The following is a 24073-nucleotide window of genomic DNA, read 5'->3' on the forward strand; positions in this document are numbered from 1 at the left end:
AAAAATACCCTCCTTACTGGTTTGTCCAGTAAAGAGGGTACATATCATTTTCGCACTTTTTTATTTTTCAATATTTTTTTCTATTGTTTTTTCAACGGCTCTTAAAATATTTTCGTAGCCTGTACATCTACAAAGGTGTCCAGCTAACATTTTTCTAAGTTCTGCTCTTGTAAATCTCTTTTTCTTAGCCACGATTTCTGATGATGTTACGATAAATCCTGGCGTACAGAATCCACATTGTACTGCTGCTTCGTCAATGAAGGCTTGTTGGATATCTGAAAGTGTTCCGTCTTTACTCAAAAGACCTTCTGTTGTCCAGATATCTTTTCCGTCTGCCCAAATTGCCATATAGATACAAGAGTTAAATGCTTCTCCGTTTACTAAGACTGCACAAGCTCCACATTCTCCAACTTCACAACCTTTTTTTACTGATGTAAGTCTGAAGTCATTTCTCAACATATCTGTTAGAGATGCTCTCATATCAACCATTTTAGTAACTCTTTCACCATTGATTGTACATCTGATTAGTTTGAATTGTGGTTCGAAGTGTAACACTTGTTCTTCTTTAGGTTCATAAGGTCCGTGTTCTGAATTATGCATTTTGACCTCCTTTATAAGCTTTAAGGCATTCTACTAAGCTTCTTCTTGAAATTTCTTTAAGAATATGAACTCTCAAGTCTTTAGAGGCTCTCCAAGAGTCTCTTGGTTTAAGTTCTTTGATAGCTTCTTCAGCAAATGCGTTTATATTTTCTGCTGTAAGTGGTTTTCCTTTTAGGAATTTTTCTGCTTCTGGAGTTCTTAGTGGAATTGGTCCGGCAACTCCGAATGCAGTTCTTACGTCTTCAACTATATTTTCGCCTGAGAATTTACAGCTGATTGAACAACCGCTTGTTGCAATGTCCATTGCATTTCTCATTGCGTATTTGAAGTAGTGGCCATAGTAGCCTTCGTAGGATTCTTTTTTAATCTTAAGTGCTGTAACTAATTCTGTAGGTTTTAAATCTACAACACCTGTCTTGATATAGAATTCTGTGATAGGCACTTCACGTACTCCGTTTTCACCTTTGATTTCAACTATTGCATCCCAAGCGTGTAGGGTAGTAGTTGAATCTGCTGATGGAACTCCATTGCTTATGTTACCGCCGATTGTAGCGATATTTCTAAGTTGAGGGCCACCTGCAGTGTCTACTGCTTCGCCAAGTGTTGGGCAATATTTTTGAATTAATTCGTTTTGAGTTATGTGGCTAAATGATGTTAGGGCACCGATTCTTAGTGTTTCGTCTTCATCCATAGATATTCCACGGATTTCGTCAATCATGTAGATTGATACAAGTTCTTCGCCAGCCATTTTGCCTTCACGAATTTTAATTAATACGTCTGAACCTCCACCTAAAATTTTTGCTTCGGGATGTTCACGTAAGAGTTCTATAGCCTCATCAACTGTAAAGGCTTCATAAATTTTTTTGATATCGTACATAATTTCCTCCTGCTTAAAATTCTATTTCCAAGTTATCTAATAGTCCTGCTTCGTTAAATAGTGGATATAGAACGTGTGGGTTCATTGGGCATTGGTTTACAGCAACTCCTGTTGCATTGTAGATTGCATTTCTAATTGCTGGAGCAGGGGAACAAGTTGGTGGTTCTCCAAGTGATTTAGTTCCGTATGGTGAAGTTGGTTCAGGGTTTTCTACAAAGTGTACTTCTAAGTCTGGGTGATCCATAGTAGTTGATAGTTTGTAGTCTAACAAGTTGTTGTTAAGTGTTCTACCTGTCTTTTCATCATATTTTAATTCTTCTGTAAGTGCATATCCGATTGCCATAGACATACCACCGTGAGCTTGGGCTTCTGCTAATTGAGGATTTATAAGTTTACCACAATCATGAACGTTTATAAGCCTCTTAACTGTTGCTTTACATAGTCCAAGGTCAACTTCAACTTCTGCGAATGAACAACCAAATGAGTAAGCATTGTTTCTAATTTGATATGTTGATTCGGCTGTTATGTGCTCACTGTTTTCGAAACTGTATAGTTCGGTTGTAGCTAATTCTCCTAAGCTCATGAGAATTCTGTTGTCAGAAATTCTAACTAAGTTTCCGTCTATTAAGTCTATATTTTCACGTGTTACGCCAAGTAGTTTATATGCATGGTCAAATATTTTTTCACGTAGTATTCTTGCAGTCTTTGTGATTGAGAAACTTGCGATAAATGTTTGTCTTGATGCATAAGCTGCTGTACCAAATGGTGTAACGTCTGTATCTTGGTTTGTAGCTATGTGAATATCTTCAAATTTCACACCGATAGCATCTGCTGCCATTTGTGAGAATGCTGTGTCGGCACCTTGTCCGATTTCTGTTTCACCAAGCATAAGTTGAACTGAACCGTCTTGGTGTAGTACCATACGGCAAGCTGATGTTTCAAGTGAGATAGGGTAAACTGCTGTATTGTACCAGAATACTGCATGTCCTATACCACGACGAATGTTGCCGGTTTGGTTTTTATATTCTTCCATTTTCTTGTCGTAATCGATAGCTTTTTTACCAACTTCAAGACATTCTCTGAATGAATCGTAGTAGTTTTCGTTTTTAGAGAATCCATCTACATAGCCTTGAGGCATTAGGTTCTTCATACGGAATTCTAATGCGTCCATTCCAAGTGCTTTTGCTATGTCTTCTGTGTGTGATTCTACTGCAAACATAGATTGAGGAATACCATATCCACGCATAGCTCCTGCAACTGGTCTGTTAGTGTATACTGTGTAAGCATCTCCTTCAACGTTGTCGCAAGGGTATAGTTGGTGGAAACAGCCAAGTCCTTTTGCAGCTATACTATGGCCGTGAGAAGCATAAGCTCCGTTATTTGCGAAAGATTCCATTTTACGAGCTGCAAATGTTCCGTCTTTTCTAAGGTAAGATACTATATGAATTGTAATCTTGTGTCTTGTACGGTTTGATACGAATGTTTCTTCACGTGATGTATCAAGTTTAACAGGGTGGCCTCCAACTTGTGTTGTCAAGAATGCTCCAAGTGGTTCGTAAAGAGCGTCTTGTTTATTTCCGAATCCACCACCAATGTATGGCTTGATTATACGAACTTTACCCCAAGGTATACCAAGTGCTTGACCTGTGATACGTCTTACGATATGAGGTATTTGAGTTGAAGCTACGACTACAATTTTACCTGACTCTTCATAAGAATATACTATTCCGTTTTCTATGTGAGAGTGTTGTACAACCGGTGTATCGTACCAACCTTCAACTTTGATAAGTCCTTCTTCTTTGATAGCTTCTTGGTAATTACCTCTGTTGTTTGTTGTGTGTTTAATTATATTGTTTGGAAAGTCCTCATGTAGTTGAGGTGCTCCATCTTTCATTGCTTCAAATACATCGAATACTGCAGGGTATTCTTCGTATTCTACTTTTACAAGGTTTAGAGCTTGGCTTGCTGAAACTTCGTCTTTTGCAATTACAACTGCAACGTCGTCTCCATAATAACGTACATGTTCGTTTAGAAGTCTACGATCAGCTATATCTTGGTGGCTTGGATCTGTTGACCAAGGGTGACCAGCTGTCGGGAAACCATGTTTTGGTACATCAAAGCATGTAACAATTTTAACTAAACCCTCTATTTTTTCTGCTTCTGATGTGTCTATTGACACAACTCTTCCGTGCGGTATTGTTGAATGCACAATTTTTGCTACGTATGCACTTGGATCTATTAGATCTTCTGTATATTTTGCACGACCTGTAACTTTATCAAAAGCGTCGACTCTTTTTTCGCTTTTTCCTACAGACATAAAACCCCTCTTTTCTTTTAAAAAATTATTAAAAGTTCCGAAAATGATAACTTCTTATATAAATATAATAGCACAACGAATTGAAAAGTAAAACAATTTCTTATGTCATCAAACTAAATTATTAAAGGCGAGTAGCAAAAGAATATTATTCGGTTTTATGCGGGTTAGCTTAATAGTAATCGTTTTCAATTTAGGGTGGTTTTGAGACGAAATATATATAGATTTATAGCTTTTGAAAGGAGGTTTTTTAACGAGAAAAAATAATTAAATTTTATCAAAAAATTTATTTTGATTTGAATTTTTATTGTGTAATATTTTTTCGGAAAAAAGTGTATAAATCTATATATAGTTTTGATTTATATCGTCGCTTATGTGGTATAATTGGTGAAAGTATGTGAAAAATCAAGGAGGAACAATATGGACGGGGCCGGAGGCTCGATTATATTACAATTTTTATTAATAGCTTTTTTAACTTGGGTGAATGCATTTTTTGCTTCGGCTGAAATGGCTATGGTATCTGCTAATAGAAACAGGATACAAAATCTTGTTGATGAGGGGAACAAAAAGGCGATAACTCTTCAAAAAATTTTGTCTGATCAGACAAGGTTTTTGTCTACGATACAAGTTGGAATAACTTTCGCAAACTTCTTTTCATCTGCTTCTGCAGCTACTACTATTTCAAGAGTATTTTCAGCACAGTTAAACTCTTTGGGTGTGCCTTATGCTCAAACTATAGCTCTTGTAGTGATAACTCTATTATTATCATACATAACTCTTGTATGCGGAGAGCTTGTGCCGAAGAGAATAGCGCTTACTAATGCTGATGAAGTTGCATTAAAAGCTGCACCTGTTATTGGAGTGGTTTCAAAATTAGCATATCCTTTTGTGAAGTTATTATCTTTTTCTACAACTTTGATTTTAAAAATTTTTGGTAAATATTCTGAAGATGTGGAAGAAAAAATATCTGAAGAGGAACTTAAAGCTTATATAAAAGTATCTCAAGAGCAAGGAGTTATAAATTCTGCTGGTGAAGAGATGATAGTAAACATTATGGAATTTGACGACACTATGGCTTATGAGATAATGACACCGAGGACTTCAATTTACATGGTGGACTATGACGAATTCAATGAGAACACAATTGTTGAGATTTTGAAGATGGGCTACTCAAGAGTTCCTGTTTTTAAGGATAATAGGGATAATATAATCGGAACTGTTTATATAAAAGATTTATTCATAGATTATTCTAAGACAAATTACAAGTCTGTAAATATAGATAATGTTATGAAAGAACCTTATTTTGTACCAGAGACTAAAAAGGTGGATTCATTGCTCAAAGAGTTGCAACTTTCTAAAAAGTATGTTGCGATTTTGATTGATGAATATGGTGGATTTTCAGGAATGGTAACCATGGAAGATTTAGTTGAAGAAATTGTCGGAGAGATTGAAGATGAATACGACAAGGATGAACACAAAATTGAAAAGATAGCTGATGATAGATATGTTGTCGATGGTTATGTGGAAATAGATGCAATAAATGAGAAGATAGGAACTAAATTGTATTCTGAAAATCATGAAACAATTTCAGGTCTTATGATAGAATTGCTTGGATATATTCCACAAGAAGATGAGACAGGTTTTTCTGTTGTATATGAAGATATGGTTGAACTTAAGGGATTGACGGTTCAAGACAACAGAATTTCATTAATAGAACTTAAAATATTAAAAAATTAGATTTATGGGCGGGACGAAGGTTCTGCCTTTTTTGATGTTTAAGTTTTTATTATGAATTGTTTTTAAGAGTGATGGGTTTGATAGTTTTATAGGGGCGGCAAGAACAGCTTGATGTCGTACCGTTATATAATATGTTTTGTAATTATAAGTATGCAGTAAATCATAGGAGCGACAAGAGCAACGCGAAGCCCGTCCGTTAAAGTTCGTGGATAATACAATTTTTGATTTCCAAGTTGCTTTGGTGGATAATTTGAATATTCATTTTAAAATCAGTTTTCATATTGTAATTATCCGTGTGCAGTAAATCGTAGGAGCGACAAGAGCAATGCGAAGCCCGTCCGTTAAAGTTCGTGGATAATACAATTTTTGATTTCCAAGTTGTTTTGATGGGTTAATTTCAACAAAAATATTTAAATAAAGTTTTAGAATTTCGTTTGGTTCGTATTCAGGCGGGACGGCCTCACATACGTTCGTGCGTCCCCTACAATTTATGCAAGGTGTATTTAAAATATATTAATCATTTTTTGCAAACAATTTTATTTGATAAATTCCAATATAAATTTTTCAATTACGGTTTGGTTTTTTTGCCTTATGATTTTTTAAAATAGGTGTTGACATTACATATATACGCTTATACAATGTGTATATACAGTATATACGGTAGGTGCAAAATGAAAATAATAATTTTGAATTCAAGTGATGTACCAATTTACGAGCAGATAGAAAATGAGATAAAGAGATTGATTGCCATAGGGGAGTTGAAGCCGGATGAGGCACTTCCTGGGATGAGAAGTTTGGCAAAAGATTTAAAGGTTTCAGTAATAACTACCAAGCGTGCATATAATGATTTGGAAAAAGATGGATTTATATACACGGTGTCTGGCAGGGGGAGTTTCGTAAGCAAGGTAGATCAAGAGAATGTAAAGGCTGATTGTTTGTCTAAGATAAGAAATCTTTTAACTGATGTGGTTAAGATTTATAAATCATCGGGAATTAAGAAAAAAGAAGTCTTGGATTTATTTAATGAGGTGGAAAATGAAAGCTTTAGAGATTAAAAACTTAAACAAAAAGTACAAAGATTTTTGTTTGAAGGATGTTTCTTTTGAAATTGAATCAGGAACAATCATGGGCATTGTCGGAGCAAACGGGGCTGGAAAGAGTACAATTATAAATTGCATTTTGGGAATAACTAAATTTGAGGGAGATATAAAAGCTTTTGGGCAGAATATAGACAATGAAATCAAACAAGATATTGGTTTTGTGATTGATGACGCATTTTTGAGTAAACAGATAAATGCTTTGCAAGTAAATAAGATTTATAAGAATATCTATAAAAATTGGGATTCAGACAAATTTTTTGGATATATTGAAAAATTTGAAATTCCTACTAACAAAAAATTTGATACTTTTTCCAAAGGTATGAAGATGAAATTTAAAATAGCAATTGCTCTTTCATCTTGTCCTAAGTTGTTGATTTTGGACGAACCAACAAGTGGTCTTGATCCAGTTGTAAGAAGTGAAATATTGGATATTCTACTTGAATTTGTAGAAAATGAAAATAATTCTGTTTTGATTTCATCTCACATAACAGGCGATTTAGAAAAAGTAGCAGATTATATAACTTATATAGACAATGGAGAAATTATATTTACAGAAGAAAAATATGAACTGTTTGAAAATTTTGGGATTTTAAAATGTAGTGATGATGAAATAGTGAATTTTAGAGAATATGTTGTAAAGGTTAAAAAAGAAAAGTATTCAACAAATGCTCTAATTAAAAATGTTGAAAATTTTAAAGCTAAATATCCTGGTTTTAGCGTTGATAAGGCAGACATTGAAAGTATAATGGTGTTTTTTAAACGAGGTGAAGATTATGAAAGCCTTAATGCTTAAAGATTTCTATATTTTAAGAAAAACATTAATTGGACGACTATTTATTATTTTATTTAGTCAGTTATATTTTATAATCGATATGTTTAGGCATGGAATCAAACTTGATAATGTGTTGTCGCCTAGCATTTTAATACAAATTTTATTTGTAATGTCTATAGGAGGCATGATTTTAACGGAAGGCACTGAAAAGGTGAGAGAGTATTTAAGAGCAACTCCGATCACTTCAAAAGATTATTTAAAGTCGAAATTAATAAGTCAAATAATAGCAGAGGTTTTTATATCTTTTATTGAGATGGTAGTTTTTTATCTTTTGTCAAATGATTTAAAGATAGTTAAGTTGATAGCTTTAATTTCAGTTACAGTGTATCTTACTGGATTGCTATACATTTTTATGGGCTTAAAACTTGGACAGAACTATGTGATTGTGATGCCGATAGGATTGTTCTTTATAGTATTTATGTTAAGCATGAACTATCCTCAATTAGTGGCTGACTTCGTAAATGGAAATTATATGGTGTCGGCTATTTTAGTCTTAATAGGATTTGACTTGATTTTGAGTAAATTAGCTTTTGGAATTCTCGTAAAGGAGTTAGAAAATTATGAATAGAGCGATACTTCAAAAAAATTGGCTTATTCTAAAAAATATTCCTGTATATATTCATATAGGGTTTATAGCGTTTATGTTTTTATTTGCCTTTGTATCGGGAACAATTTTGGGACCTATGATAGGAACTAATGTATATATTTTAGGTTTAATGATGGAAATTTTTAGGGAAGATGAAAATAATCAAACTTTGAGATATACTAAAGGACTGCCAATTTCAAGTTTTAAGATTACTAATTCAACATATTTTTGCTATCTAATGTTATCGCTTATTGCATTTATTATTTCTTTTGTAATAGGTTTAGTAAGTGTAAAACTTTGGGGATTAGATCCTGAACAATTGTATGAGTTAGTATTTGGAAGTTTATCGTTGATGGTTATATATAGCTCTATGATTCCAATTTGTATTAAATTTAAAGTTAAGATGGCAATGTCAATTTTTATGGCATATATCGTTGTTTATAGTTTTATAATAGCTTTATTTTTATACATGATGGGGATTTTTAGTGAACCTTTCAATGCTGAAAGAGCTTATTTAATAGTTGGTAGTGTATCTGCTGTAATGTTTTTAATTAATTATGTTTTGTCCATAATATTTGTGAAGAACTATAAGTAAAGTTATAATCTTTACAGGAGGGAATATGGAAAATTTTGAAAAAGTAGAGCCTGATTTAGTCAAGGTGGTTGAAGAAAAATATCCTCTTGGAGAGGTAAGCTTATATAGATGGATTATATCTCTAATAATTTTAAATAGTTCATTCTTTGTACTGGAGTTATTCCCAGACAATAAAGTGTTTGGAATTTTGTTTTTAGTAGGGCCTATAGTTTCGATATTTGTGCTTGGCCATAAAGCTTTTAGAAAATTATTTAAGTTTCCTAAGTTAAGAGATATACCTGCTGTTTTTGGAATGACTTTCTTAACACTTTTTGCAGCTGTAGTTTCGGGGATAGTGTTGAAGAGGTTTGGGAGTGTAGATAATCCAATAGTAAAAGTTATAAGTAAAGATAATTTTAATCTTGTGGCATTAATGTTACTGGTACAACTTGTGATAGAAGAGATATTCTTTATAGTTTGGTTTTTATTCTTATACCATAAGGTTAAATTTAAAAGTGAAGTTCTAAGAGAGAGTTTCGCATGGGTTGTTTCGTCATTATTATTTGGAGCGATGCATCTTTCAACTTATGATTTTAATATTGTACAAGCGATAGTTGGCATAGGACTTATTAGGTTCGTTTTATCTTCTATATATATAAGGAGAAAAAATTTAACTTTAGCATATATGGTACACTTTTTATATGATATTTTAATTTTATTGGCAGTTGTTGCAAGTGGAAATATACAAAGTTAATTTAGAATGGTTTATCAAATTTGATAGGCCATTTTTTATTGATAATTTATCATAACAAGTGCAACATAAATAAACTCATAGCTAATCAGCTGTGTTAATATGTAAGTGACCAAACAAAACATATTAAAAGGAGTGATTAACTATGAGCTATAACCATCTTACCATAGAAGAAAGATCTTGTATTTACCAATTTTTAAATTTAGGAATGAGTATAAGGAAAATTGCACAAGCACTTAAAAGGTCACCTAGTACAATATCTAGAGAAATTAAAAGAAATTCATCTAAGATAAAAGTTAGTAGGGGAAGTTACACTAAGTACTTTCCGATAAAGGCAAATGATAAATATATTGATAGAAGAAAAGACTGCCATAGAAAAAGTAAATTTTCTAAAGATGTTATTGATTATTTAACTGTAAAGATTAACGAACATTGGTCCCCTGAACAAATATCAAATAGAAACACAAATGAGATTCATGAATTACCATCTACATCAACGATATATAGAATGATACACGCCAAAAAGCTGCCAAAAACTAGTATGAAAAATTTGAGAAGAAAAGCTAAATTTAAAAGGCCAGCAGAAAAAAGAGGAAAATTCAATGATAAAGGTAGAACAATTAAGAAAAGACCTAAAGAGATATACAGAAGGCAAGAATTAGGCCACTGGGAAGCAGATACAGTGGAATCAGGCAGATTAGATCATAAAAGGAAAAGTAGATGTTGTTTCGTAACTTTAGCAGAAAGAAAATCTAGATATTATATAGCAATCCTAGTTGAAAATAGAAAGTCGGAAAGCGTAACACCAGCAATAATAAATGCATTAAAAGATTATCCAAAAGAATTAGTAAAAACAATAACCTTTGATAGAGGTAAAGAATTTTCAGAATTTGAGAAAATAGAAAAAGAATTAGGATGCAAAACTTATTTTTGTGATCCCTATTGTGCATGGCAAAAAGGTACAAATGAAAATAGTAACGGACTTTTGAGGGAGTTTTATCCTAAGGGTATGGATTTATCAGAAGTGAATATTGATGAATTAAATTATAACTTAAGTTTAATGAATAATAGACCTAGAAAATGTATAAAATATAAAACACCTAAAGAAGAACTTTTTGGTCTCTTACCATAGGTGTTGCATTTGATTTGACAATTCGTCTATTTAAAAAATTATTGAGAGTTGAAATTTATAGAGATAACATTTTGTATAAAATAGATTTAAAATCAATTATAGTTGCATTATTTAAAGAGGGTATCTATGAATTAAATAAAAAATAAAAAATCTGTGGATAACTATTGCAAAATAAAAGTTACCGTTGTATAATCAAATAAGGTCAAAGAAGGTCAAAAATGGGAGGCAAAAGTGAAGTATAGAGATTATTATGAAATATTAGGTGTAAATAAAAGTGCAAGTGAAAAAGAAATAAAGTCAGCATACAGGAAACTTGCTAAAAAATACCATCCGGATTTAAATGGAGGGGACGAAAAAGCTCAAGAAAAGTTTAAAGAGATAAGTGAAGCTTACGAAGTTTTGGGTGATCCTGAAAAGAAGAAAAAATATGATACATTTGGGTCTAGTTATGATTTTTCTAATGGAGCGAATTTTGATCCTTCTCAATATGGTTACTCTTATTCTTCTGCTGGAAATGGGAATTTTTCGGATTTCTTTGAAACATTCTTTGGCTCAGATGATAGGAGTAGTAGAGGTGGATTTAATTTCTCAGATATTTTCTCTGATTTAGGAGGACGGTCAAAGAGAAAATCTAATTATAGACAGCAATACAACACAGATTTGAGCATTTCTTTAAGGGAAGCTTACCATGGGACTAACAAACACATGGCACTTTCTTTAAACGGGAAAAATATAGAAGTAGATATAAAGGTTCCTGCCGGAATAACTCCAGGTAAGAAAATAAAAGTAAATGGAGAAAAGTATGGAGTGATGGGAGACATTTTATTTAAGATAGATGTTCACACTTCAACTACTGAGTCACTTGATGGGTTAAATATCACCAAAGAAGAGGAAATTTATCCTTGGCAAGCGGCTCTTGGAGATAGCATTGTAATTGATAACATAGATGGAAAAATAAAGGTAAAAGTTCCAAAAAATTATCGAGGAACTGGAAAAATGAGAATTCCTAAAAAGGGATTTAAAGATATGAAAGGTAATATTGGAGATTTATATATAAAGTTTAATATTGTAAATCCTACAAATCTTTCAGATGAACAAATTAAACTTTATGAGGAGTTAAAAGCAATTAGTATAAGGGAGTGAAATTATGAATTTTGAAAAGTATACTAAGAAATCACTTGAAGCTGTGCAAACTGCGCAAAACATTGCTACTAAATATGGAAATCCTCAAGTGGATGAAATTCATTTAAATTATAGTTTGGTAAATGACGAAGATGGTTTGATACCAACTGTCTTAAAATATATGGGAGTGGATGTAAATTCTTTTAAGAATGAGTTGAATACTAAGATATCTAAACTTCCAAAACAATCAGGAAGTGTATATTCTTCTAAAGAATTGAGCAAGGCTCTTATGGAAGCTGAAGAGATTGCATCAAATTTCCAAGATGATTATATTTCTGTTGAGCATATTTACCTTGCTATACTTGGTTTAAAAAACACCAATTCGGAAGAAGTATTTAAAAAGTTCAACATAACTAAAGATGGATTTTTATCTGCATTGCAAAAGATAAGAGGAAATCAACATGTTAGAACTGACAATCCTGAAGACACTTATGGTGCTCTTGAAAAATACGGTAGAGATTTAACTGCTGAATCAAGACAAGGAAAGATGGATCCAGTAATTGGTCGTGATGAAGAAGTTAGAAATGTAATAAGAATTCTTTCGAGACGTACTAAAAACAACCCTGTTTTAATTGGTGAGCCTGGGGTTGGTAAGACTGCAATAGTTGAGGGATTAGCTCAGAGAATTGTAAAAAAAGACGTTCCGGAAGGACTTAAAGAAAAGACAATAATCTCACTGGATATGGGTGCTTTAGTTGCAGGAGCGAAGTATAGAGGAGAGTTTGAAGAGAGGTTAAAGGCTGTACTTTCTGAAGTTGAAAAGTCTGATGGAAAGATACTTTTATTTATAGATGAAATTCACAATATAGTTGGAGCTGGTAAGACTGAAGGTGCAATGGATGCTTCAAATCTTTTAAAACCTATGCTTGCAAGAGGCGAACTACACGCAATAGGTGCTACAACTTTAGATGAATATAGAAAGTATATTGAAAAGGATCCTGCTCTTGAAAGAAGATTCCAAAAGGTAATGGTGCAAGAGCCAACTGTTGAAGACACAATTTCTATATTGAGAGGTCTTAAAGAAAAGTATGAGATTTATCATGGAATTAGAATTGCAGATTCAGCTGTAATAGCTGCTGCAACGCTATCCGATAGATATATTACAGATAGATTTTTACCGGATAAGGCGATAGATTTGATGGACGAAGCTTGTGCTATGCTCAGAACTGAAATCGACTCAATGCCTACTGAAATTGATGATGTAAGACGTAGAATTTTACAACTTGAAATAGAGAGAGAAGCTCTTAAAAAAGAAACTGACACATATTCTAAGAAACGTCTTGAAGAATTGGAAAAAGAACTTTCTGAAGAAAAAGCTGATTTTGACAATCTAAAGGCTAAATGGGAAAGTGAAAAGAAATCTTTGGACAATGTGAAAGAAATAAAGAGCAAGATAGATGAAGTTAAGTACGAAATAGAAAAGGCCGAAAGAGAATACAATCTTGAAAAACTATCTGTCTTGAAATATGGAGAACTTCCTAAATTAGAAGAAGAATTAAAAGAGAGAGAAGCTAAAAATCAATCTGATTCTTCAATGGTAAAAGAAGTTGTAACAGACCAAGAGATTGCTCACGTTGTATCAAGATGGACTAAGATTCCGGTTGAAAAACTTGCAGAAACTGAAAGAGAAAAATTGCTTTCAATGTCAGATATACTTCATGAGAGAGTTGTTGGTCAAAATGAGGCAATAGAAGCTGTATCAGATGCTGTTTTAAGACAACGTGCTGGTCTTAAGTCAGAAAACAGACCAATTGGTTCATTTATTTTCTTAGGACCTACTGGAGTTGGTAAGACAGAGACAGCAAAAGCGCTAACTGAAATTTTGTTTGATGATGAAAAGAATATGATAAGAATTGATATGAGTGAATATATGGAAAAACACTCAGTATCAAGACTTGTAGGTTCTCCTCCAGGATATGTAGGCTATGATGAAGGGGGACAACTTACAGAAGCTGTTAGAAGAATGCCATATTGTGTTGTCTTATTCGATGAAATTGAAAAGGCACATCCAGATGTGTTTAACATCTTATTACAAGTGTTAGATGATGGGCGTCTTACTGACAACCAAGGCAGAACTGTTGACTTTAAAAACACAGTTATTATAATGACTTCAAATATAGGTTCATCTTATCTATTAGAGGGAATAAATTCTGATGGAGAAATTTCACAAGAGGCAAGAGATGCTGTAGATTCTCAAATGAGAATGAGCTTTAGACCTGAATTTTTAAACAGAGTTGATGAAATTGTTCTATTTAAACCTTTAGTAAAAGAACAAATTTATGAAATAATTAAAAAGACTGTGGCTCAAATTGAAAGCAGACTTTCTGATAGAAATATTGAAATAAATGTAACAGATGAAGCGATGAGATTTATCTTGGATGCGTCTTATTCACCACAGTACGGAGCAAGACCTGTAAAGAGATATATCCAATCTACTCTTGAAACAGAACTTTCAAAGCTTATTATAAAAGGCGAAGTTTATGAAAATTCTAAAGTAAAAGTTGATATAGAAGATGAAAAATTAAAATTAAAAGTGGAAAATTAAACTAGAAAGCAATCGGAACTTAAACCGATTGCTTTTTTAGTTGTTGGATATTTTTCATAATCGTAGCATAGTCAAACCAATATATCTTTCCGTTTTCAAATTGAAATTTTAATTTACAATCTATATTTTTGTCAGTGGAAGTTAAAATTAAATTGGCAATGAGTCCATCATCTGATTTTTCAAATCCACTTACTTTATAAGTTAATTCCATATCTCTTAAATAGAAAGATGGTAGTACACGGGATTTTGTTAATTTTTCAAGAACTGTATCTGTAAAAAATTCTTTGAAAGGTTCTATGGCTTCATCACTATTATTGGAGAAAATATTTTCTTCAACTTTTTGCCATTCCAGCTTACTATAATTAGCTTGGCTAAAATATGTAGCTAAAAAATCATCAATCAAATTTTCATTATTTTTGCTGGAGCAAGCAGTTAAAATTAGAAGTGTAAAAATTAGTAATAGAAATTTTTTATTTTCATGTGTTCCTCACAATTATTTATATAATTTTGAGCCTAAGATAGAGAATATTTTTGTCAAATAAAATTAAAAAGACTAGATAATAAGCGTTAAATGATAAATTGTGTTTTTAAATGTTGAGATGATTTAGTAGGTATGTTATGCTCTTTACGAAGGAGAAATTTATACATTTATTTGTTTAAAAAACAGTGATTTATTTATTAGTTTTAAGTTTTAGAAAACACAATACATATTTAAAATTCTAATTAAATAGAGCTGAAATCGGCAGATAAACTTTTTGGATTGTATTCCAAAAATCATTGTTGAATTTTTAACAATGAATGTTATAATTGTACTTAAGTGTGTTATTATACTAACACGAACTAACCACGTTATATTAAGGGGGATATTAAATGGATTTTACAATGGACAAAGAGCACTTACTTCTTAGAGAAATGTACCGCTCTTTTACTGAAAATGAAATCGAACCATTTGCACAAGAGGTAGATGAAACTGAAGAATTTCCAAAGGAAAATCTAAAGAAACTTGCTAGATATGGTTTCTTCGGAATTCCATTTCCAAAGGAATACGGTGGACAAGGGGGAGACTACTTAGCTTATGCTATGGCTGTTGAAGAACTTTCTAAAAAATGTGCAACAACAGGCGTTGTAGTTTCAGCTCACACATCACTTTGCTGTGCTCCTATTTTTGAAAATGGTACAGAAGAACAAAAGAGAAAATTCTTACCAGATTTATTAAGTGGAAAGAAAATTGGAGCTTTTGGTTTAACTGAACCAGGAGCTGGTACTGATGCATCAGGACAACAAACAACAGCTGTTCTTGATGGAGATGAATATGTACTTAACGGAACAAAAATATTTATAACAAATGCAGGATTTGCTGATACTTTCATAGTAATTGCAATGACTGATAAATCTAAAGGAAACCGTGGAATTTCAGCTTTCATAGTAGAAAGAGGAACTCCAGGATTTAGAGTTGGGGAACCTGAAATCAAAATGGGTATCAGAGGATCTTCAACTTGTGAGTTAATTTTTGAAAACTGTAGAATTCCTAAAGAAAACCTACTTGGAAAAGAAGGTAAAGGATTCAAAGTTGCAATGAAGACTCTTGACGGTGGTAGAATTGGTATTGCTTCTCAAGCATTGGGAATCGCTGAAGGCGCTATTGACGTAACTGTTGACTATGTTAAAGAAAGAAAGCAATTTGGAAAGAGACTTTCTCAATTCCAAAACACTCAATTCCAACTAGCTGATATGAAAGCAAAAGCAGATGCATCACAACTTTTAGTTTATAGAGCTGCATGTGCTAAACAAAATAAAGAAGCATATTCTCACTTAGCTGCAATGTGTAAGCTTTTTGCATCTGAATCAGCATCTGATATAACAAGACGTTGTCTACAATTATTCGGTGGATATGGTTACACAAGAGATTATCCAATTGAAAGAATGATGAGAGATGCTAAGATTACAGAAATCTATGAAGGAACTTCTGAAGTTATGAGAATGGTAGTTTCATCATGGATGGGTGTAAACTAAGGAGGTTAATTAAAGATGAAAATAGTTGTTTGTGTTAAACAAGTACCAGACACTAACGAAGTAAGACTTGATCCTGTAACTAATACTCTTATTAGAGACGGAGTGCCTAGTATTATAAACCCTGATGATAAAGCAGGACTAGAAGTAGCTTTAAACATTAAAGACAATGACCCTGAAAATGTACACGTAACTGTACTTTCAATGGGACCTCCACAAGCAGAAGTTGCACTTCGTGAAGCGCTTGCAATGGGAGCAGATGAAGCTATATTAGTATCTGACAGAGCTTTTGGTGGAGCTGATACTTGGGCTACATCTTGTACAATAGCTGGAGCTCTTAAGAACCTTGAATATGATTTAATCATAACTGGACGTCAAGCAATTGACGGAGATACTGCACAAGTAGGACCTCAAATTGCTGAACATATTGGAATTCCTCAAGTTTCTTATGCTGAAAATGTAGAAGTTAACGGAGACACAGTTACTGTACAAAGACAATTTGAAGATAGATATCACATCATTGACGTTAAAATGCCATGCTTGATTACAGCTTTAGCAGAAGCTGCAAGTGCAAGATATATGACTGTTGGTGGAATATATGATGCATACCAAAAAGAAGTTAAAGTTTGGGGATTAGAAGATATTAAAGAAAACTTAGACTTAGCTAATATAGGTCTAAAGGGTTCACCTACAAAGGTTAAGAAGTCATTCCCTAAACAAGGTAAAGGCGAAGGCGTACTTTTAAAAGATTTATCAGCTGATGAAGCAGCTCAAGCAATTGTAGCTAAACTTCAAGAAAAGTACATTATCTAAAGGAGCTTGTGAAATGTCAAAAGATGTATACGTATTTATAGAACAAAGAGATAACAAAATTCAAAAAGTTGGTATAGAACTTCTTGGTAAAGCTCGTGAGTTAGCTGATGCACTTGGACAAGAGGTAGTAGGTATTCTTCTTGGAGAAAGTATAAAATCAGAAACACCTGTACTTTTCAAACACGGAGCTGACAAGGTTATAACAGTAGAAGATCCAATGCTAAAGGAATATGTAACAGAACCTTATGCAAAGGCAATCTTTGAAGTAATTAAAGAAAATAGCCCTGAAATTGTTCTTTATGGAGCAACTTCAATTGGTCGTGACCTTGCACCAAGACTTGCAGCAAGAATCCACACTGGTCTTACTGCAGACTGTACAAAACTTGATATCGATGAAGAAACTAAAAACTTACTTATGACTCGTCCAGCATTTGGTGGTAACATCATGGCTACAATCATTTGTGAAGATTTCAGACCACAAATGGCAACTGTAAGACCTGGCGTTATGCAATCAGTAACAGTTGACAATCCAAAATCTGAAGTTATTGAAAAGAAAGTTGAATTCACTGATGCTGACATGAACGTTACTATCAGAGAAATCAAGAAGAGTGAATCAAAGAAAAAAGATATCACAGAAGCTAACATCTTAGTTTCAGGTGGTCGTGGACTTGGTGGTCCAGAAGGATTTGATGAACTTGATAAATTAGCTAAAGAATTAGATGCTGAAATTTCATCATCAAGAGCAGCAGTAGATGCTGGATGGATTGCTAAAGATCGCCAAGTAGGACAAACAGGTAAGACTGTAAGACCTGAGCTTTACTTTGCAATGGGTATCTCAGGAGCTATCCAACATTTAGCTGGTATGGAAGATTCTGATCTTATCATCGCAGTTAACAAGACTGAAGATGCACCAATCTTTGATGTAGCTGATCTTGGAGTTGTTGGAGATATCAACGCTATAGTTCCTAAACTTGTTGATATCATCAAAAAAGAAAAAGCACTTAAAGAAGAAATTAAATAATTTAAATTAGTTTTAAAACCTGAGTTGAACTGCTCAGGTTTTTTTTATGTTATCGATGAATTGCAAATAATATTGCGACACTTAGAGTAAACTAAGTTCGTGCATAAAGACATCAAATGGAGTTAGATAATTTAGACATTTCCTAAGTCTGTTATTAAGCTCCATTATATTTTTAATAAGTTCTTCTATAGATATTTCTGCCAAAACCGTCTTTTTAGGATAATACTCTCTTAGCAAACCATTTGAATTTTCATTACTTCCTCTTTGCCATGCTGAATATGGATCTGCAAAATAGAAGTCTATTCCAATATCTTCAATTTCTTTGTAACAAACGAATTCTTTCCTCTATCGGATGTAAAGCTTTTTAAAGCTGATTTTGGTAGAGGTTTTATTAATTTTTTCATGGCTTCAAGAATTGACTCTTTACTCCTATCTTTCATTGGTAATGCCACATAGAACCTTGATTTCATTTCAACAAAAGTAGCCAAGCAGCCTTTGCTTTTACCTCTTGAAAAGACTTTTACGTCTATATCTTAGTGGAGTGCTAATTGCAGGTGTTATCCCTACACCAACATTTGCACACCAATACGAAGGAGTAATTTCAAGTGCATATTATGATTTGAAGTTACCTATTGAAGAAAGAGAAGAAGAGCAAAGGAAGAGAAAAGAACTTGTAAATTAAAAATTTTCGACAAAAATTAATGAAATAGACAATCATTATCAATTAAGGTATAATTATAATAAAACAAGAATTAAAAAAGGAGGAGTAAATGAAAGGATATTTTAAAAGAATGTTTGCACTCTTACTAGTGCTAATTATAAGTATATCTTCTCTGGGAAGTGGTGCATATGCAGAGAATATGTATTTTCAAGATGAAAATCAAGACAAAATCTATAATTTAAACGAAAATATAACTGAACCAGTCCTAAATCCCGAATATACATATTACATCAATCACAAGGACGAATTTATTTACGGATATATCCCAGAAAAATATATAAATTTAAGAGAGGAAAGCAGTCTTAAGACTAGAAGGAGAAGGTCTTTAGATCAATTAAGGGAAGCAGGGTTTCCTAAAAAATATGACTCAAGAGAAAGAAAGATTATAAGTCCTGTAAAAAATCAGTACATGGCGGGAGTGTGTTGGGCTTTCTCATCTCTTTCTACTATTGAAACTCTTTTGCTAAAAGAAGGCAAGGGAGAAGTTGATTTTTCTGAAGGGCACATGGCATACAATGCATCTAAGGATGTGGACTTAGAAATGGGAGGCAACAATCTGATCGCCATGAGATATTTTTCAAGACTGGCAGGGCCTGTCCAAGAAAAAAATGCTAAAGAATACGAAATTGTAGAGAATAATCCAAGAGCAGGTAGCAGAACTTTTGACAATAGGACAGTAAATCTTATGGATGATGCCGACAAAAAATTGCACGAATTTTATGTGCCGGACATGATAGAGCTAGATTGCAACGTGGATAATATAAAAAGTTGTGTCATAGAATATGGATCTGTTGCAAGTTGCTACTATGATGATGACGGTCTTAATGATGCTTATGGATATGAAAAGACCAATCCTAAGGACAAGTATCACAGAGTCAAAACACAATATTCTGGGAATTTAAGCGAAAGGGCTATAGTCAACCACCAAGTCACAATAGTGGGTTGGGATGACGAAATGAAAATCATCAACAAGAAAAATGAAGAAGCTACGGGAGCTTTTTTAGTAAAAAACTCTTGGGGCAAGGAAAAAATCGGAGAAAAAGAGGATGGATTTATGTGGATATCCTATGACTCCTTTACTAAAGGGAAAAGAGACCCCCTTTTTATCTTTCCAAGAATAGAAGATGCTAAAGATAAGTCTACTCAAATCTATACCTACTCTGACTACAAGGGCAACAGAACTGAAATAGGAAATGGTACCAATGCCAATGGGGCGATAAATATCTATAAGAGACAGAATAAAGAGCCTGAAAAGTTGACGGATGTGAGGTTTTATAATAGCTCCAATACTCCGGTATGGTATGAGATATATTTGACAGAAGATAGTGATAATTTCAAAACTCAAGAGAGAACTTTCAATCATCAAGGAGGAGAAGTTAAAAAGCTCATCATCAAAGACAATTCAAATTGGAAAAAAATAGCAAGTGGAAATTTGAGCCATGCGGGATTTTATACCATCAAAATAAATGATGACATAAGCCTATCTAAGGACAAGTTTGCCCTAAAATTCAGAAGCAACGCAAAGTCTATTTCTTGCTACGACTATCAAAGCGAGCAAGATGTGTCCTTCCTTTATAATGGGCCAGAAAGCGAATTATATTACAATATAGACAAGAACTTCACGCTAGGTGCCTTGACAAAAGAGATAGACATGCCAGCGGTGGAAGTATCTGTCTTAGATAAGTTTGAAAAAGTAAAAGAAAATTATAAGCTTGAAGAAATAAAGCCACTTAAGGTGGAAATAAAAAACATAGGAAACACAGATATAAGTAAGCTAAACATCAGTCTGGAAGGCGAAGACAAGGCATGTTTTGATATAGTTGAAGGCGAGCTTGCAGCTGCCAATCTCATAAAGGGGTCCAGCTTAGAACTCAAGATAAAGCCCAAAGAAGGACTAAAAGCAAAAAGCCAAGTGGGTGAAGCTTATGAAGCCTACCTGAGTATTTCAGCAGATAATTTAAAACCGGTAAAATCTGATAGCTTTAAATTCCAAGTAGAAAAAGATATAGAATTAAATAAAGAGATTGTTGAATTTGGAGATGAGGATTTAAAAGAATTTATTTTAGACCTTTTAAAAAACAAGAATCATCCCACAAGAAAGGCTAGAGGTCCGCTTAAACCTGATATAGTTTTAGATAATCCAAACTATGAAAAGGACAAAGATAGCGAAGACCTATATGACTTTGAAATGAAAATGTTCAAGAAATTCACATATAAGAGAAAAGAACTAAAAGACACTAAAGGTCTAGAAAAAATGACCAATCTCACAGAGTTAGCCTTGCAAGAAAACAAAATAGAAAGTTTGGAATTTTTAAAAGACTTTAAAAATTTGGCAATTTTAAAAATGAATTCTAATAAAATAGAAGACATAGCTGCACTAAAAAACTTAGTAGGATTAAAGACTTTATATATAAATGAAAATAAAATAAAAGACTTTTCGCCTATAAAAGAATTGAGCCTTTCACAATATAAATTCGCCTTTGGCAAGCAAAATATTGACATCAAGCTAAAAGAAAATGCCTTTAACCTAAACTTAATAGACAAAGAAGGCAGAAACTATAATCTGGAAGAGGCAAGACTCGGATCTGGCTTAAACGGAGATTATCAAAACATAATTGAAAAAGGCGACGATGGTATCTACAAATTCACACAAAAGCCAGAAGATACTGTACTAAATATAGGAAAAGCTAAAGATACAGGAACGCCAATATGGATAATAAAAATAGATGCATCCGCAATTCCAAAGCATGAAGACGAAAAGCCAAACCCAAATGAAGGCGGAGATAATGAGGGAGAAAAACCGACTCCACCAAGCCAAAGAACAAGGGTAGATTTTGAAATAGATGACACAATAAAAAATAAATCTGTCCTAAAAGAAACTCTTTTGAAAATTTTAAAATCTGGAGAAAAAGACTTTACATCAAAAGACGGATACGGGGGAGAAATTTCTGCTACGCTTTCTAAAACTTACAAAAAGCCTCAAGCAGAAAATGAAATTTTCGAAGATGAAATGGATCTATTTACTGATCTAAGCATCACAAAAAACATGTACTTGGTGAGCTTAAAAGGACTTGAAAAAGCAATAAACCTAGAGAACTTGACTCTTTTTGAAAACTCGATAAGAGATCTAAGTCCTATCAAGGCTCTAAAAAATTTGAAAACTATAAACATGGACTCAAATTATATAGAAGATATCAGTGCTTTGGCAAATCTATCCAGTCTGAAATCTATAAGTTTTATAAACAACCAGATTGAAGACATGACTTCCTTGCAAAATCTGAAGAATTTGAAGCTTATTGATCTTGGCAAAAATAAGATTCAAGATTTGAGCCCCTTGCAAAAACTAGAAAAATTAGAGAATTTGAGCCTATATGACAATAAAATAGAAGACATAAGCACTTTGAAGAATTTGCCAGGTATCAAATATCTGAGGTTGGAAAACAACAACATAAAAGATGTCTCGGCCCTTGAAGGGAACAAAGTATTTGCAAACTTCTCATTTGCAAACAATAGAATTTGTGACTTCTCACCCTTGAAAAATACAATCAGAGGCTATACCTATGCCAGGGCCACAAACGATCAAAGAATAGAGCTCACACCAGAAAAAAGTCCATTCACTCTAGTTCTAAAAGATTGCAGCGACAAGAGCTATGAATTGGAAGCGGATTTCATAGAAAAAGTAGCAGAAAACACCTACAAGTACAAGGCTCAAACTAAAAACACAATAAGAGTAAAGGATGACTTTTATAGCAAAACAAAAGGAAAATATGCCTGGATTGTGACAATTGATCCTGTAAAGTTAATACAAGCTGACAAGAAAGCTCAAGACGCAGCAGATGCAGCTCTTAAAGTTCTTGAAGACAAAAAAGGCGATGTAACAGACAAAGAGATCGCTAATGCTAAGGCTTTAATTGATAAGGTTCAAGACCAAACAGCTAAACAAAGTTTAACATCTCGTTTAGATAATGTTCGTCAAGCAAAGGCAGATAGAGAAACAGCTAAATCCTTGGCTGATGCAAAGGAAGAAGCTATAAATAAAATCAAAGGGCTTGATAAATTAAGTCAAGATGAAAAAAATTCTTATAAGGCTGGCATTGATGGTGCTGAAAATAAAGATGCTGTAGATGCAATCGTTCTAGAAGCACAAAAGGATAACGCTAAAAAGATAATTGCAAGCCTAGATAAACTTACTGATAACGAAAGAACGCAAGCAGACAATGATATAGATAGCACAGCAGATGAAGCTAAAATAAACGAAATAGTAGATGCAGCACAAAAACTTCAAAAAGATAGACAAGCACTAGAAGACTATAAGAATCAAGAGAAAGCTAAAGTCGATGCACTTGATAAATTAACCGACGAAGAAAAAACAGAATCTAAAACCAAGATAGACGAAGCGACAACTAAAGATGCTGTAGATGCAATAGTTCTAGAAGCACAAAAGGATAATGCTAAAAAGAAAGTAGAAGAGTTAACAAAACTTAACGAAGAAGAAAAAGCAGAAGCATTAAGAGCGATAGAAGAAGCTACAAACGAAGAAAGTTTAGACAAAGCTATTAAAAATGCAGAAGCTTCCAACGTAAGTATTGATGAACTTAAAGCACAAGCAAAAGATAAGCTAAATAATCTTAATAAACTAAGCAAAGAAGAAAAAGCTGCTATCACTAAGAAAATAGACGATGCGACTTCAAAGGCAAACGTAATTGACATAATTACAGAAGCAGAAAAAGAAAATAACAATAAAGCTCCTGAAGAAACTGGAAGAGACCAATATCCATGGGTATCACCATATAATTACAACCCATTCTGGTCACTACAATTTTATACACCAGCAAAAACTGAAAGCAAGCCAGCTACAGAAATAAAGATAGATTCTAAACTAGTTATCGGTTCAAAAAATCTTGTGGTTACAATAAATGGTGTTCAAAAAGAAGTGGTAATGGATGTAGAACCATTTATATCAAACAATAGAACCATGCTCCCTATTAGATTCGTAGCAGAAGCATTAGGATTTAAGGTGGAATGGGATGTTTCAACTAGAACAGTAATCTTAACAGATAAAGACACAGTAGTTAAAATACCAGTGGATACAAATAAAATAATTGTAAATGGCACAGTCTTCGAAAGTGATGTAAAACCAATCCTTAAAAACGATAGGACAATGATTCCAATTGCAAACATTGCAAGAGCACTAGGACTAGTAGATGGCAAGGACATCATCTGGAATGGGGGTACAAAAGAAGTAATAATTAAAAGAGATATCTTAAAATAATCCACT

At 33.3% G+C, this 24073-nt stretch carries 18 protein-coding genes and 1 pseudogene; 14 read left to right on the plus strand and 5 right to left on the minus strand.

Translation table 11 applies throughout. The annotated features are described in order from the left end of the window. Positions 1-60 precede the first annotated feature (60 nt). From xdhC to xdhA, 3 genes are read right to left on the minus strand one after another with little or no spacing between them, the layout of a single operon-like run. Positions 61-600: a xanthine dehydrogenase subunit XdhC gene (gene xdhC / locus B8869_RS01200; RefSeq protein ID WP_084229945.1), complete on the minus strand. Its 540-nt coding sequence runs from the start codon at positions 598-600 to the stop codon at positions 61-63. Beyond that, positions 593-1477: a xanthine dehydrogenase subunit XdhB gene (gene xdhB, locus B8869_RS01205; protein ID WP_084229946.1), complete on the minus strand. Its 885-nt coding sequence runs from the start codon at positions 1475-1477 to the stop codon at positions 593-595. The genes xdhC and xdhB overlap by 8 nt, the downstream gene beginning before the upstream one ends. Before the next feature lie 13 nt (positions 1478-1490). Next, positions 1491-3794 (minus strand): xanthine dehydrogenase subunit XdhA, encoded by a 2304-nt coding sequence (xdhA, locus tag B8869_RS01210; protein WP_084229947.1) that lies wholly within the window; start codon positions 3792-3794, stop codon positions 1491-1493. Between the two features lie 417 nt (positions 3795-4211). On the opposite strand from xdhA, the gene B8869_RS01215 reads away from it, so the two are divergent. The 9 genes from B8869_RS01215 to clpB all read left to right on the plus strand — a co-directional run bounded on the left by B8869_RS01215 (position 4212) and on the right by clpB (position 14230). Beyond that, positions 4212-5528 carry a hemolysin family protein gene (locus tag B8869_RS01215; protein ID WP_084229948.1) on the plus strand — a complete coding sequence of 439 codons (1317 nt, stop codon included), beginning with the start codon at positions 4212-4214 and terminating at the stop codon, positions 5526-5528. 671 nt (positions 5529-6199) lie between these two features. Then, entirely contained in the window at positions 6200-6583 is a 384-nt protein-coding gene (locus B8869_RS01220) for a GntR family transcriptional regulator (RefSeq protein ID WP_084229949.1), read from the plus strand. Next, positions 6564-7421, plus strand: a complete 858-nt coding sequence (locus B8869_RS01225) for an ABC transporter ATP-binding protein (protein ID WP_084229950.1) — start codon at positions 6564-6566, stop codon at positions 7419-7421. The genes B8869_RS01220 and B8869_RS01225 overlap by 20 nt, the downstream gene beginning before the upstream one ends. Further along, complete coding sequence (locus tag B8869_RS01230; RefSeq protein ID WP_234989795.1) at positions 7414-8028, plus strand: ABC-2 transporter permease; 615 nt, start codon at positions 7414-7416, stop codon at positions 8026-8028. Before B8869_RS01225 ends, B8869_RS01230 begins: the two co-directional genes overlap by 8 nt. Then, a complete protein-coding gene (locus B8869_RS01235) occupies positions 8021-8641 on the plus strand; it encodes an ABC-2 transporter permease (RefSeq protein ID WP_084229952.1) in 621 nt (206 codons plus the stop codon). The genes B8869_RS01230 and B8869_RS01235 overlap by 8 nt, the downstream gene beginning before the upstream one ends. A 25-nt stretch (positions 8642-8666) precedes the next feature. Next, a complete protein-coding gene (locus B8869_RS01240) occupies positions 8667-9374 on the plus strand; it encodes a CPBP family intramembrane glutamic endopeptidase (RefSeq protein ID WP_084229953.1) in 708 nt (235 codons plus the stop codon). A 142-nt stretch (positions 9375-9516) separates the two neighbouring features. Further along, positions 9517-10503: an IS30 family transposase gene (locus tag B8869_RS01245; RefSeq protein WP_084229742.1), complete on the plus strand. Its 987-nt coding sequence runs from the start codon at positions 9517-9519 to the stop codon at positions 10501-10503. Between the two features lie 231 nt (positions 10504-10734). Continuing rightward, positions 10735-11646, plus strand: a complete 912-nt coding sequence (locus B8869_RS01250; RefSeq protein ID WP_084229954.1) for a DnaJ domain-containing protein — start codon at positions 10735-10737, stop codon at positions 11644-11646. 4 nt (positions 11647-11650) lie between these two features. After that, a complete protein-coding gene (gene clpB, locus B8869_RS01255) occupies positions 11651-14230 on the plus strand; it encodes an ATP-dependent chaperone ClpB (RefSeq protein ID WP_084229955.1) in 2580 nt (859 codons plus the stop codon). Between the two features lie 19 nt (positions 14231-14249). On the opposite strand, the gene B8869_RS01260 is transcribed toward clpB, so the two are convergent. Next, complete coding sequence (locus tag B8869_RS01260; protein ID WP_084229956.1) at positions 14250-14633, minus strand: hypothetical protein; 384 nt, start codon at positions 14631-14633, stop codon at positions 14250-14252. Positions 14634-15100: 467 nt separating this feature from the next. On the opposite strand from B8869_RS01260, the gene B8869_RS01265 reads away from it, so the two are divergent. Genes B8869_RS01265 through B8869_RS01275 form a run of 3 tightly spaced genes read left to right on the plus strand, consistent with a single transcriptional unit; the run spans position 15101 to position 18074 of the window. Continuing rightward, the gene (locus B8869_RS01265) at positions 15101-16243 is read left to right on the plus strand and encodes an acyl-CoA dehydrogenase (RefSeq protein WP_084229957.1); all 1143 of its coding nucleotides are present in this window, start codon (positions 15101-15103) and stop codon (positions 16241-16243) included. Positions 16244-16258: 15 nt separating this feature from the next. After that, positions 16259-17053, plus strand: coding sequence for an electron transfer flavoprotein subunit beta/FixA family protein (locus B8869_RS01270; protein WP_084229958.1), 795 nt, complete (start codon positions 16259-16261; stop codon positions 17051-17053). Positions 17054-17066: 13 nt separating this feature from the next. Then, entirely contained in the window at positions 17067-18074 is a 1008-nt protein-coding gene (locus B8869_RS01275; RefSeq protein ID WP_084229959.1) for an electron transfer flavoprotein subunit alpha/FixB family protein, read from the plus strand. Between the two features lie 81 nt (positions 18075-18155). Here the strand turns inward: B8869_RS01275 and B8869_RS12590 are convergent. Continuing rightward, positions 18156-18595 (minus strand): annotated as a pseudogene (locus B8869_RS12590) (IS30 family transposase); the annotation flags it as partial. Here B8869_RS12590 and B8869_RS11555 point away from each other — a divergent pair. Together B8869_RS11555 and B8869_RS01285 are read left to right on the plus strand one after the other, a co-directional pair. After that, positions 18583-18756, plus strand: coding sequence for a hypothetical protein (locus B8869_RS11555; RefSeq protein WP_159445220.1), 174 nt, complete (start codon positions 18583-18585; stop codon positions 18754-18756). The pseudogene B8869_RS12590 and the gene B8869_RS11555 sit on opposite strands and share 13 nt — an antisense overlap. 88 nt (positions 18757-18844) lie before the next feature. Continuing rightward, a complete protein-coding gene (locus B8869_RS01285; RefSeq protein WP_084229960.1) occupies positions 18845-24067 on the plus strand; it encodes a stalk domain-containing protein in 5223 nt (1740 codons plus the stop codon). The last annotated feature ends 6 nt before the right edge of the window (positions 24068-24073 follow it).

The organism is Peptoniphilus asaccharolyticus DSM 20463 (genome assembly GCF_900176115.1).
In the GTDB taxonomy this organism is placed as follows: domain Bacteria; phylum Bacillota; class Clostridia; order Tissierellales; family Peptoniphilaceae; genus Peptoniphilus; species Peptoniphilus asaccharolyticus.